The 13273-nt window shown below is 36.3% G+C and carries 10 protein-coding genes and 1 tRNA gene; 5 read left to right on the top strand and 6 right to left on the bottom strand.

Annotated features, from left to right (window positions below):
- Position 1: 1 nt before the first annotated feature.
- A complete protein-coding gene (locus tag WH390_RS11485; RefSeq protein ID WP_032116131.1) occupies positions 2-1867 on the top strand; it encodes a nucleoside-diphosphate sugar epimerase/dehydratase in 1866 nt (621 codons plus the stop codon).
- 964 nt (positions 1868-2831) lie between these two features.
- Here WH390_RS11485 and WH390_RS11480 read toward each other — a convergent pair.
- The 5 genes from WH390_RS11480 to aspA all read right to left on the bottom strand — a co-directional run bounded on the left by WH390_RS11480 (position 2832) and on the right by aspA (position 8411).
- Positions 2832-2907, bottom strand: a tRNA-Phe gene (locus WH390_RS11480).
- A gap of 128 nt (positions 2908-3035) precedes the next feature.
- Positions 3036-3608, bottom strand: a complete 573-nt coding sequence (locus WH390_RS11475; RefSeq protein ID WP_032116132.1) for a transcriptional regulator — start codon at positions 3606-3608, stop codon at positions 3036-3038.
- A gap of 2 nt (positions 3609-3610) precedes the next feature.
- Complete coding sequence (locus tag WH390_RS11470; RefSeq protein WP_032116133.1) at positions 3611-5371, bottom strand: protein-disulfide reductase DsbD; 1761 nt, start codon at positions 5369-5371, stop codon at positions 3611-3613.
- A 164-nt stretch (positions 5372-5535) separates the two neighbouring features.
- Complete coding sequence (locus WH390_RS11465) at positions 5536-6852, bottom strand: anaerobic C4-dicarboxylate transporter (protein ID WP_032116134.1); 1317 nt, start codon at positions 6850-6852, stop codon at positions 5536-5538.
- Between the two features lie 134 nt (positions 6853-6986).
- Positions 6987-8411 (bottom strand): aspartate ammonia-lyase, encoded by a 1425-nt coding sequence (gene aspA, locus WH390_RS11460; protein ID WP_032116135.1) that lies wholly within the window; start codon positions 8409-8411, stop codon positions 6987-6989.
- A gap of 383 nt (positions 8412-8794) precedes the next feature.
- Here aspA and WH390_RS11455 point away from each other — a divergent pair, with 383 nt between their 5' ends.
- The 4 genes from WH390_RS11455 (at position 8795) to WH390_RS11440 (ending at position 12169) form a co-directional block, all read left to right on the top strand.
- On the top strand, positions 8795-9298 hold the full coding sequence (locus WH390_RS11455; RefSeq protein ID WP_032116136.1) for an FxsA family protein: 504 nt from the start codon (positions 8795-8797) through the stop codon (positions 9296-9298).
- 170 nt (positions 9299-9468) lie between these two features.
- Positions 9469-9762, top strand: coding sequence for a co-chaperone GroES (locus tag WH390_RS11450; RefSeq protein WP_032116137.1), 294 nt, complete (start codon positions 9469-9471; stop codon positions 9760-9762).
- Between the two features lie 47 nt (positions 9763-9809).
- Positions 9810-11456, top strand: a complete 1647-nt coding sequence (gene groL, locus WH390_RS11445; protein ID WP_032116138.1) for a chaperonin GroEL — start codon at positions 9810-9812, stop codon at positions 11454-11456.
- Positions 11457-11827: 371 nt separating this feature from the next.
- Positions 11828-12169, top strand: a complete 342-nt coding sequence (locus tag WH390_RS11440) for a DUF4156 domain-containing protein (RefSeq protein ID WP_081932913.1) — start codon at positions 11828-11830, stop codon at positions 12167-12169.
- 61 nt (positions 12170-12230) lie between these two features.
- On the opposite strand, the gene epmB is transcribed toward WH390_RS11440, so the two are convergent.
- Complete coding sequence (epmB, locus tag WH390_RS11435) at positions 12231-13259, bottom strand: EF-P beta-lysylation protein EpmB (RefSeq protein WP_032116140.1); 1029 nt, start codon at positions 13257-13259, stop codon at positions 12231-12233.
- Positions 13260-13273 lie beyond the last annotated feature (14 nt).

Genomic DNA, 13273 nt, shown 5'->3' with positions numbered 1-13273 from the left:
AATGAAAACTCTCGCATTAAGTAAAACTAGATTATTAAAATTTATAGTATTATTATTCGTTGATGTGGCTATTATGTTTTGTTCTTATTGGGGAGCATTATGGCTTAGGTTAGATAGAGATACACCTCTTTTTAGTTATTCTCACTGGTTCGTTATCTCTTTGACGATTGTTGTTTCGATTTTTTTCTTTATTCGAATTGGGTTTTATCGAGCCATCATTAGATATGTGAATATAAGTATTTTAAAATGGACGTTTATTGGTTCTATTATTTCATCAATATTGTTGATTGCTTTATCTCTTTATCAGCAAGCGTTTTTACCCAGGACTGTTCCTATAATTTATTTTTTTCTTTTAGTCATATTTTTATGCGGCTCGCGTATTTTTTATAGAAACTTAATTAACATTATGACTAATAAAGGGATCCCGGTATTAATATATGGAGCGGGAGAATCGGGAAGACAACTGGTAACGATACTAAGAGAGCATAAAGAACTTAACCCAATTTGTTTTATTGATGATAATCCACTAAAAAATAACCATACTATACAAGGCCTAAGAGTTTATTCTATAAATAAGGTAGAAAATTTAATAAAAAGGAAACAAATTAAAAAAATTCTCCTTGCAATGCCTCAGATAAGCAACAATAGAAAAAAGGAAATTTTACAATATCTAGAAAAATTTCATTGTGAGTTGCTGACAATACCAAATTTTAATGAGCTTGTTAATGGTACCTCAAAGATTAGTGCTCTTAAAAGGGTATCTATTACAGATATTCTTGGAAGAGAACAAATTTCTCCTATGACGGAGTTATTATCTAAAAATATCACTGGTAAAAATATATTAGTTACTGGAGCTGGAGGTTCGATTGGTTCTGAGCTTTGTCGACAGATTATTAAACAAAATCCCAATCAATTAGTATTATATGAAATTTCAGAATTCTCTCTTTATTCTATACATTGTGAACTGATATCATTATTAAAAAATAGTAACATTAATATAATTCCAATATTAGGAGATATAAAAAATAAAGATAAACTGAAATTTTTATTTAGGAAATTTAATATCCAGACAATTTATCATGCTGCTGCATATAAGCATGTTCCATTGGTTGAGTATAATATAATTGAAGGTATTCAAAATAATATATTTGGTACGTTATTTTTAGCTGAAGTTGCAAATGATTGTCAAGTAGAGAAATTTGTTTTAATTTCTACGGATAAAGCGGTTAGGCCGGCAAATGTAATGGGAGCAACTAAAAGATTTGCGGAATTGATATTGCAAGCCCTCGCAAATACTCAATCGAAAACACACTATTCGATGGTAAGATTTGGGAACGTGTTAGGTTCATCTGGTTCTGTCGTTCCATTATTTGAAAAACAGATAGCTCAGGGAGGCCCTATTACGTTAACACATAAATATATCACTCGATACTTTATGACTATCCCTGAAGCCGCTCAATTAGTGATACAAGCAGGTGCGATGGGTAAAAGTGGTGATGTTTTTGTTTTGGATATGGGAGACCCTGTAAAAATTTATGATTTAGCAATAAAAATGATTAATCTGTCAGGGCTTTCATTGAAAGATGAAAATAATCCAGTAGGTGATATTGAAATTCAAATAACTGGTTTGCGCCCTGGTGAAAAACTTTATGAAGAACTCTTGATTAGTGATAATATTTTAGGTACTGCCCATCCTTTGATTATGACCGCAGAGGAAAAATTTTTGGATTGGGAACAGTTAATTGAAATAATTAATAATATGGATTATCACTGTCATCAGAAAAATTTGACTTCCTTAAGAGAGCTGCTGCTTAAAGCACCACTTGATTTCAATCCTAAAGATAAAATTTGTGATTTATTTTTATAAAAATTTTAACGTTTACTTTTTTTAATAATTTAAGCTTTGTAATAATATATGTAAAATTAATAGACTAAGGTATTATATTTAGTCTATTGTTTCTTGCTTAATATTCTTTGTGTAATGAAAGAATAAGCATGAAGGTTGTAATAAAAGCTGATTTTGCAAATTTAAACGTTAAAAAATAAAAATGTAACCTCATAAATTCATTAAAGACATTCTCATACTCAACAAGCGATAATTGGTTATTTGTCGTTTGATCTTATTCAGTTGTAGTAACCAAGGTAATCCAATAAGTTTTGTTTCATTTCTTCTCGATTAGCACAATCAATCATACTTTAAGTTGCCCAAAAATCGTTCTACCATCAGGGCATTATCTGGCCAGCGCCTTAAGCCTTCGTGGCTCGCTTTCGGATCATCGCTTTTTCGTAAAGATTGATATTTGCCTTAATGGATATAGGCTTCCTCAATCACTGCGTAAAATTTCCCTCCTTTCGTTATTTAACCACCAAACCTAACTGCCTGTGGTCTATCCAAGCTTAATTTTTTTCATATCAAGATGTTGCATATAAGCTCAATGTATTGCTTTAGCAAAATGTCCGAATTTATTACAGCACAATAGTTTCGTGTTTAAAGGTGCTAATGACGCGGCTGGTGAAAAAATATTTAACGATGGTTTGACGCATTGGGCCGTGAAGATAGCAATAAAGATGGCATGATTGATATCCTATCTGAAATCAGTTACTCAGTTACGGGCTTGCGATGCAAAAGTTGATGCACAATAGCTTAAGACACTGACAGAACTAGGGATCACTAAAATTAGCTTCCGGCCCTTGCATTGAGCTGAAATCCGTGACGGCAATCAGGTAGTTGCTAGAGTGGATCGTTAAGGATATATCATGAATATAAAGCTTAGATATTGCTAGCAGTGGCAGCTAGTTTTTTAGCTAGTTGCGATGATAAAAAGTAGATGTGGTGCCCGGAGGCGGAATCGAACCACCGACACGAGGATTTTCAATCCTCTGCTCTACCGACTGAGCTATCCGGGCAACGCCGCGCATTAAACCCTATTCCACACAACTCGTCAATGTATTTCCGGTAAAAAATGCGAAATCATGCTTATTTGCTGTTTTTTTGAACCACGAGATAATGACTATCTTTTTTGTAAATTATTTTTTTAATTTAATGCATCATTCTTTCTACATTTAGCAATAGTTAAGATATCTTCTGCTAGTAGTTTGGCGATCAAAACATCTTCAATATTTCTCTTAACCACTAATTTGCTTAGACAACCTTCTAAAATTAACTCCATTTGCTTAGCAACTTGCTCGCTGTCGTCTATATCTAGTTGCCTTAACAGCTCAAGACTAAAATTAAATGACAATTTTTTTTGCTGTTCACTCAGTTGATGAATTGGATGCTCTGGATCTGGAAAAATACTGCATGCAGCAATAAATAGGCAGCCTGGAAAGCGATTATCGCTGACTTTTTGAGCTAACTGGTTATAACGGGCTAATAGTTTTTCTTCTGGAGAAAGTTGGTCATTGAGTTGTATCTGCTGCTGCCAGGTCTCAATTTGTTGACTATGGTGACGTAAACAATCATAAAGCAACGCTTCATTATTTGGCCAAAATTGACGCGATTTATTGAATTCTACTTTAAGTTTATTAAGTAATATTTCAATATTACAGCCAAGGCCATGTTGTTCTAACAGTTGTAGTACAGAGTTCAGTACTTGCTCACGTTGCATGTTTATTTCCCTTGCCGTTGCGTAATTTGTTCTAAATGCTGATAGAACATTTTGCTATTCATAAAACCATAAACCCTTGAATTAGGTAATTCGATACCTTTATCATCATAGAAAATAATGGTGGGTAATCCATAGACATCGAGATATTGTAAAAGAGATTTTTGTTCAGCATTATTTTCTGTCACATTGGCTTGTAGTAATAACATATTATCCAGTTTACTTTTGACCTTGGGATCACTAAAGGTATATTTTTCAAACTCCCTACAGGCGACACACCAATCAGCATAAAAATCAAGCATAACTATTTTGCTAGTATTATTGTTTATTGCTTGTTTGATTTCTTGCCAATTTTTTACCTGTTTAAATTTTAAATCCATATGGCCTTGTGATTTTGATATGGCTGGTATTTGCCAAACTCCATTTTGTAGCGGCTGGGCTGCTATGATAGCTAATAGTAAAAATAAGATCTGTCCAATTCGCGCCCAGCCGTTATGTTTCTTAAGTAATAGAATGAACACCCATATACAAAATGCAGTTATCAATAAACTGCTTAACCTAAGACTCCAGATCTCGCCAAAAATCCGCTCAAGTAAGAAAATGGGTAACGCTAAGATCACAAAGCCAAACGCTTCTTTAACATATTGCATCCAAGGGCCTCTACGAGGAAGTAGTCGATGGCCAAATAATATTATGCCAATAAGTGGCAGCCCCATACCTAATGCATATAGGTAAAGTGTTAGACTTCCGATTAACAGATTTCCGCTTTGGGCAATATAAAGCAAAATAGCACTGAGTGGCGCTGTGGTACAGGGAGAACAGATAAGCCCGGCCAGTGCGCCCATAATAAATACACCAAAATAAGATCCTGCTTTTTGGTGGTCGCTCCAATTAATCAGTTTTGTTTGCAGTGAAGATGGTAGCTGTAGGTTATAAAAACCAAACATCGAAAATGCCAGCAGAATAAACAGAACGGAAATTATGATCAAAACATAGGGGTGCTGAAGTGCGGCTTGAAATGATAAACCGGCCGCTGCAACAATTAGCCCCAATAGGGTATAAGTGAGAGCCATTCCTTGAACATAACTAAAAGCTAACCAAAAAATTTTTATTAAACTTTTGGGTCTTTGCTTACCTAATATAATACCTGAAATTAAAGGGTACATCGGTAAGACGCAAGGAGTAAATGCAACACCAATACCGAATAGCAGTGCCCATAAAGGTGAAAAAGGTTGCTCTGTTTTTCCGCTAGTCGCTTTTTTCGCTGACGAGTTAGCGTTTGGTTGAACAAATTTACTGGTGGCTAGCGATTTTTTGGTGGCAATGACGGAGCTAAGTGGAATAATTTTTGTTTCTGGTGGATAACAGTAGCCGGCAGCTGCACACCCTTGATATCTCACTTCAATATTGGCTTGGTCTGTGGCACTGATAATAGGAATATTAATAACTAAATTATTAAAATAAACAACTGTTTTACCAAAAAATTCATCTTCATGATATTTTCCTTTTGGTAATTGATATTTATCGAGCTTGGCATGATTGGGAAGGAATTTTATCTGTTTTTGATAGAGATAATAGCCGGGCTGTATTTGCCAGTTCACTATCAATTTGTTGTCTTTTTGTTCAAAATCAAACACGAAGGCTTGATCAGCAGAGAGCAATTGATTCATTCCTCCTTTTTCAAAAATAGCATATGCTGCGGTTGATAAAAGGAATGTCCCACACAGTATTAGTAATAAGCTTAAAACATAAACACGTCTCTGCATAATAGATTTCAAAATAGCTGTTAAGTTTAAAATAAGATAATTATTGAACTATAACCTACTGTTTATCGATTGGAAAAGTTTTAGTGGCTAATTTGTTTAAAGAATATTGATTGTTACGATAAAAATTCAAGGACTTTAGGTCCTTGAATCAGATTTTTCTAACATTAAAGGATGATGCTACCAAACAAAAAACCGAAAAGGACAGATAGGCAAACACCAATAGTGCCAGGAATAAAAAATGGATGATTAAACACAAAGCGACCAATGCGAGTCGTACGGGTGTCATCCATTTGAACAGCGGCAACTAATGTTGGATAGGTTGGTAAAACGAAGAGACCCGAAACCGCAGAAAAAGAGGCAATGGCGGTTAATGGACTGACGTTTAAAGCAAGAGCCATTGGCATTAGCGCCTTAGCTGTTGCAGCCTGAGAGTAGAGTAGTGCAGAACAGATGAAAAATATCACCGCTAGCATCCATGAATGATTATGAATAAGTTGACCGGCAGTGGCTTTTATCCACTCAATATTAGCCTGGACAAAAGTATCGCCTAACCATGCTACGCCTAAAATACAGATACAGGCACTCATACCTGCTTTAAAGGTACTAGAATTTAAGATAGCATCTGTTTTAACATGGCAACTTAGTGTAATTAAGGTCGCTACACTTAACATAATAATCAAAATTGCATTGGTCGTATTCATTAGTGGTGTTTCAATTAGACCAAGACTGGGGCTATTAATCATGGCATAAATAACCACACATATGACACCTAGCAGAAAAAATAACACTGACTTTTTCGCGCCAGCTTTAATTTTTTTAGACTGACAACCTCTTAATTCAATTAATCCGGCGGCTAAACGTTGTTGATAAATGCGATCATTAGCCAGTTTAGAATCAAAGCACCAAGAAATAATGAATGACATAAGTAAAATAGCTAAAAAAGTTGCCGGTAAGAGAATCGCTAGTAAGCTAATATAGCTAATGGGTTTACTAACCATAGCAGGATTTTCCATAACCGAAGCAATATAGACCACAGCAGCTGAAATCGGTGATGCAGTGATGCCGATTTGTGCCGCAACAACAGCTGTTGATAAGGGCCGGCAGGGTTTAATACCATTTTCTTTAGCAACTTCTGCAATAACCGGTAAAGTTGCCAATGAAATATTACCTGTACCTGCAAATAAAGTCAGAAAATAGGTAACGATCGGCGCTAAGATGGTAATGTATTTAGGATTTTTACGAAGTAATTTTTCTGTTTGATCAATCAAATAATCTAATCCACCGGCAATTTGCATGGCCGAGATAGCGGCGATAACAGCCATAATAATGGAAATAACATCATAGGGTATTGTTCCTGGTTTAACACCTAAAATTGCCAGCATCAAGACGCCAAGACCGCCAGCAAAGCCTATACCGATACTTCCTAGTCGTGCTCCCAGAAAGATGGCCAGCAGAACAATAATAAATTCTACGGCTAACATAATGTTTACTCCTTAAAGTAATTGATAATATTTTGTTTGTTTTTTGTATATGCATAAAGTAAAAGGCACGCTTCTTTGCAGAGAGCGTGCCTTAAAAATTAAGACGAATTAATTTTTATTGTTAACATGCTAATTTAGTCATCAAAGCGTTTCGCTTTATACTGAGGATTTTTTAGATTTTCAACAGAGAAAATATCGTCTAATTGTTCTTCTGTTAGTAAACCTCGCTCTAATACTACTTCTCTAACATTTTTACCTGTTTCAGCGCATATTTTACCGACGATATCGCCATTATGATGACCGATAAATGGATTAAGATAAGTGACAATGCCAATCGAATTAAAAACATATTTTTCGCATATTTCTTTATTGACGGTAATACCGTTAATACATTTTTCCAGTAAATTACGGCAAGAATTATTCATTAATGAAATAGATTCAAAAATTGCCTGGCCGATTGCCGGCTCCATCACATTTAATTGCAATTGTCCTGCTTCCGCTGCGATAGTAACACAAGTATCGTTGCCAATAACTTTGAAGCATGCTTGATTAACCACTTCAGGGATAACAGGATTGACTTTAGCAGGCATAATAGATGAACCCGCTTGTAGTTCGGGTAGATTGATTTCTTTTAAACCAGCACGAGGGCCGGAAGAGAGTAGGCGAAGATCATTACAGATTTTTGATAGTTTAACGGCTAAGCGTTTTAATCCTGCATGTACTGTAATATAAGCACCACAGTCGGAAGTTGCTTCAATTAAATCTTCTGCCGGAATGCAGGGCAATCCTGTTACTTCAGCTAATTTTTTTACCACCAATTCTTGATAACCGGCAGCGGTATTGACTCGGGTTCCGATTGCGGTTGCACCAAGATTGACTTCAAGTAATAATTCACTAGCGCGGTGTAAATTTTTTATTTCTTCTTTTAATAATGTAGCAAATGCATGAAATTCTTGCCCTACTGTCATAGGAACCGCATCTTGTAATTGGGTGCGACCCATTTTAAGAATATCTTTAAATTGGTTGGCTTTTTGTTCAAAACCTTCTTGAAGTAGGGTAATTGATTTAATTAGGTTAGTAATAGAGTTATAAACCGCAATTCGAAAGCCGGTTGGATAGGCATCATTAGTTGATTGACTCTTATTTAAATGGTCATTGGGATCTAGATATTGGTATTCACCTTTTTTATGTCCCATTAATTCAAGACCAATGTTAGCCAGGACTTCGTTAGTATTCATATTTAATGATGTACCGGCTCCCCCTTGAAAGACATCTACTGGAAACTGATCCATGCACTTGCCTTTATCTAAAATTTGGTCACAGGCATTAATAATCGCATCTGCTTGTTTTTGTGGAATGGTTTTTAGTTCTTTATTTGCCATTGCCGCTGCTTTTTTTACCATTACCATTCCACGAATAAATTCTGGTACATGATTAATAGTTCGGTCGCTAATATAGAAATTCTCGATCGCACGCAATGTATGAATACCATAATAGGCTTCAGCAGGTACATCTCGTTTACCTAATAGGTCTTCTTCAGAACGGATACTTTTAGACATACAAACCTTCTTAAAATTAAATAGCGATTTACTAACTGAATATGTAATGTAATAGTAAAAATGGATTATATTAACGTCAGATTTGAAATTAATAACTAAGATTTTAATTATAACCGTGATATATATTCCGAAATAGTGGTATTGTCATAAATATGGAATACTATATATGCATCTTAGTGGATTAAATATGATATGTGTGATCACATTCACATAACCAATTAAAAACATTAAAATTTTTTATCATTGAAAAATGTATGATAGATCTGCATCATATAGGTATTATCGGCTTATAAAGCAAATATTGTGATATTCATTTTTTTGAGAAAATTTATCTTGCTAAGTCAAGAGGCTAGCGTTTTATTAGCAAATATTAGGAGAATTGTATGCGTTGGTTTCCATTCATACTTTTATGCCTGTTAATTTATATCGAAGCAGTTATTTTTGTTAGAGTTGCTGAGAGCATAGGTGTATTAACCACTTTAATATTGGTCGTTTTAACTTCATGCCTTGGAATTTCTTTAGTAAAAAGTCAGGGAATTAAGAACTTATTGTTAATACGTCAAAAATTAGCTGACGGTGAAAATCCGGCCGAGGAGATGATTAAGAATGTGGCCTTAGTAATTGCAGGTATTCTGTTAATCATACCTGGTTTTTTTACGGATTTTTTAGGTTTGTTACTACTATTTTCTCCGATCCAAAAACTGATAGTCGTGAAGCTTATGCCGCATATTCATTTTTATTCTGCCGGGGCAGCTAACGATAATTTTAACCGTTCTTCAAAAGGGCATACCTATGAAGGCGAATTTGATAGAAAATCTGATTCTCCATCAAACAGCATTAAACATGAAGACAAATTTTCTAAAAAAGAAGATCATGATGATAAATAATACTAACGATTTTGTTTTTAAGTAGAAAGAAAAAATGAAAAATTTTTTGTATACCCCCTTGAACTGATTTTAATTGACCCCATTTCGTCAAACAGGGTACTGGTTTAATAAGACATACTAGTATCATCCTTATTTACCTTATATGGATTTTATTTATAGGAGATCTATTAATGAAGATACGTCCATTGCATGATCGGGTTATCATCAAGCGCGAAGAAGTTGAAGCTAAATCTGCTGGAGGCATTGTTTTGACGGGCTCTGCTGCTGGTAAGTCAACTCGAGGCAAAGTGCTAGCTGTTGGTAACGGTCGCATTTTAGAAAATGGTGAAAATAAACCGTTAGATGTGAAAGTTGGCGATACTGTTATTTTTAACGACGGCTATGGCGTGAAGACAGAAAAGATTGATAACGACGAAGTATTGATTATGTCAGAAAGCGATATTCTGGCAATTGTTGAAAAATAATTTCTCGCTTAGATCTTCAGAATCAATGAATTTAAAGGAAAGAAACAATGGCAGCTAAAGACGTAAAATTTGGGATTGACGCCCGTGCAAAAATGCTTCGTGGAGTGAGTATTCTTGCTGATGCAGTTAAAGTTACTTTAGGTCCGAAAGGCCGTAATGTAATTCTGGATAAATCTTTCGGAGCACCTTCAATTACTAAAGATGGTGTGTCTGTTGCGCGTGAAATCGAATTAGAAGATAAATTCGAAAATATGGGTGCCCAGATGGTAAAAGAAGTTGCATCTAAGGCGAATGATGCAGCAGGTGATGGCACAACCACAGCAACAGTACTCGCTCAATCGATTGTTAGCGAAGGTTTAAAAGCGGTTGCTGCCGGCATGAACCCAATGGATTTAAAACGCGGTATTGATAAAGCGGTTTCTGCGGCAGTTGAAGAATTGAAAAAATTATCTAAACCGTGTGCTGATAATAAAGAGATTGAACAAGTCGGTACGATTTCGGCTAACTCTGATAAAACCGTCGGTGAATTAATTGCTAAAGCAATGAAAGCAGTTGGCAAAGAAGGCGTTATTACCGTTGAAGAAGGTTCCGGTTTAGAAGACGAACTAGCTACTGTTGAAGGTATGCAATTTGATCGCGGTTATTTGTCTCCTTATTTTATTAATAAGCCAGATGCGGGCTCTGTCGAATTAGAAAATGCCTATATCTTGTTAGTAGATAAAAAAGTTTCTAATATTCGTGAATTGTTACCTGCATTGGAAGCTGTCGCTAAAGCAGGCAAATCGTTGTTGATTATTGCTGAAGATGTTGAAGGTGAAGCCCTGGCGACATTGGTGGTAAACAACTTACGTGGTATTGTAAAAGTTGCTGCGGTAAAAGCCCCTGGTTTTGGTGATCGCCGTAAAGCCATGTTGCAGGATATTGCTATTCTAACCAAAGGTGCAGTTATCTCTGAAGAGATCGGTATGGAGTTGGAGAAAGCGACGCTAGAAGATTTAGGTCAAGCGAAACGTATCGTTATTAACAAAGATAACACCACTATTATTGATGGTATCGGTGAAAAAAGCACGATTAAAAGCCGTATCGAACAAATTAAGCAACAACGTGATGAAGCAACCTCCGATTATGATCGTGAAAAATTACAAGAGCGTATTGCCAAGTTATCAGGCGGTGTTGCGGTGATTAAAGTAGGTGCTGCGACTGAAGTTGAAATGAAAGAGAAACGTGCACGTGTTGATGATGCGTTGCATGCAACTCGTGCAGCCGTAGAGGAAGGTATTGTTGCTGGCGGCGGTGTTGCTCTGGTTCGTGTTGCAGCTGCATTAGATAAGTTGAAAGGTGACAACGAAGATCAAAAAGTTGGTATTGATATCGCCCTTCGCGCGATGGAATCACCTATGCGCCAAATTGTTGAGAATGCGGGCGAAGAATCAGCTGTAGTTGTTAACAATGTTAAACAAGGTAAAGGCAACTACGGTTATAACGCTTTAACTGAAGAGTATGGCGACATGCTTGACATGGGTATTCTGGATCCAACTAAGGTTACTCGTTCAGCTTTACAATTTGCTGGCTCAATCGCCGGTCTTATGATCACAACTGAAGCTATGATAACTGATTTACCAAAAGAAGATAAAGCTGATCTAGGTGCTGCTGCTGGTATGGGTGGTATGGGTGGTATGGGTGGTATGATGTAAGGTATTAAAATCCTAACATCGTTATCCTTATCACGAGAAGAACCCTGAGTTTAACTTTTGACTCGGGGTTTTTTATTATCAAATTTTTATCTGTTTGCAATTTGATTTCATTAAGGGTTTGCTAGCGGCTGGTTATTGGCTTTAAGTCTATTTTTTCACATAAGATGATTTAATTTTGCGATAATATGATTTAACCGAGTATATTTACTAGAATAGGGTAAAATGTTGTTAACACGCTGGTATAAAAGATTGATGGCCAAACTATTTGGCTGGATATTATGTTGTTATTGATAATAAGCTTAATTTGGCAAAAAAATTCGGTAATGTAAGCGTTGATATTAATATATAGCTAAAAGTAAATGAGGAACAACATGCGAATTAAAGTATTGCTTGGTGCCACACTATTTGTCTTGGCTGGCTGTTCAACAACCAATAAAATTACCACCGCGGGTGAAAAAGTTCGTTTCGTTAATGCCCAGCCTGGAAGTGAATGTCGGCATTTAGGGTCGGTTACCGGCACCCAAAGTAATTGGCTTAGTGGCGTAAATAATGAGTCCAGTTCACTGCGTGGCGCAGCAAATGATTTACGCAATAAAGCTGCTGAGATGGGAGGTAATGTTATTTATGGCGCTAATAGCCCAACGGAAACGTTACTCTCGAGTTTTATTCCTACTGACAGTAAAATGATAGGACAAGTTTATAAGTGTCCATAACGCATGCTAAGCATGATCCTGAATAATATAGGATCATGCGTTTTATCATGTAGCTAAATTGTTATTGTAATTGTAATTGTAAGTCAATCGGTGTTTTACTCAATTTTCCACCTATTTCTCTGGTTAATCTCGGTACCAGATAGCCTGAGATACGGGTAAGCAGTTCTTTCATTATGATGCGAGCCTCTTCATCCGTTACCATAAAATGGGCGGCACCTTGGACTTTATCTAATAGATGTAAATAATAAGGTAGTATGCCGTTTTCAAACAGTTTATTACTCAATTTAGCGAGACAGTCAGCATTATCATTCACACCGCGCAAAAGTACACTTTGATTTAATAAGGTAACACTTACCTGTTTTAACTGTTCCATCGCGCGACTAAACTCATTGTCAATTTCGTTGGCATGATTGATATGAGTTACCATAATAATCTGTAATCGAGAAATATTGAAACGTTGGCAAAGTGTTGTGGTAATGCGAGCAGGAATAACCACCGGTAATCGGCTATGGATCCTAAGCCGTTTGATATGAGGGATAGTTTCTAACTGTGACATCAGCCAATCTAACTCATGATCTTTTGCCATCAAAGGATCGCCGCCTGAAAAAATAACTTCATTAAGCTCAGTATGGCGTTGAATATAATTTAATGCAGTCTGCCAATTTTGTTTGTTGCCTTTGTTTTCTTCATACGGAAAGTGACGCCGGAAGCAGTAGCGGCAATTAACGGCACAACCTCCTTTCACTAATAGTAGGACGCGATCCTGATATTTATGTAATAATCCTGGAATTGGACTATTTTGCTCATTTAACGGGTCAGTCGAAAATGTTGGCGTAAGATTAAATTCAGATTTTAGTGTAATAACTTGCCGTAAAAGGGGATCATTGGCATCACCGATCCGCATTTTTGCAATAAAAGGGTGAGGTACGCGCAGCGGAAATAAAGCACGAGCAGCACTTCCAGCACGCAATTCCGGATCATTTTGTAGTGACAGTAATCGTAGCAATTCGTCAGGATCAGTGACAGCTTCTGCAAGTTGTTGTAGCCAGACTTCTCTGGCAGGGCTTTTTTGAGTTACAATATTAAACATTTTTTGGCTATGCC

The sequence above is a fragment of the Candidatus Arsenophonus nilaparvatae genome (genome assembly GCF_045346035.1).
In the GTDB taxonomy this organism is placed as follows: domain Bacteria; phylum Pseudomonadota; class Gammaproteobacteria; order Enterobacterales; family Enterobacteriaceae; genus Arsenophonus; species Arsenophonus nilaparvatae.
Note: the sequence above shows the minus strand (reverse complement) of the source record. Positions and strands in the feature narration are given on the sequence as shown.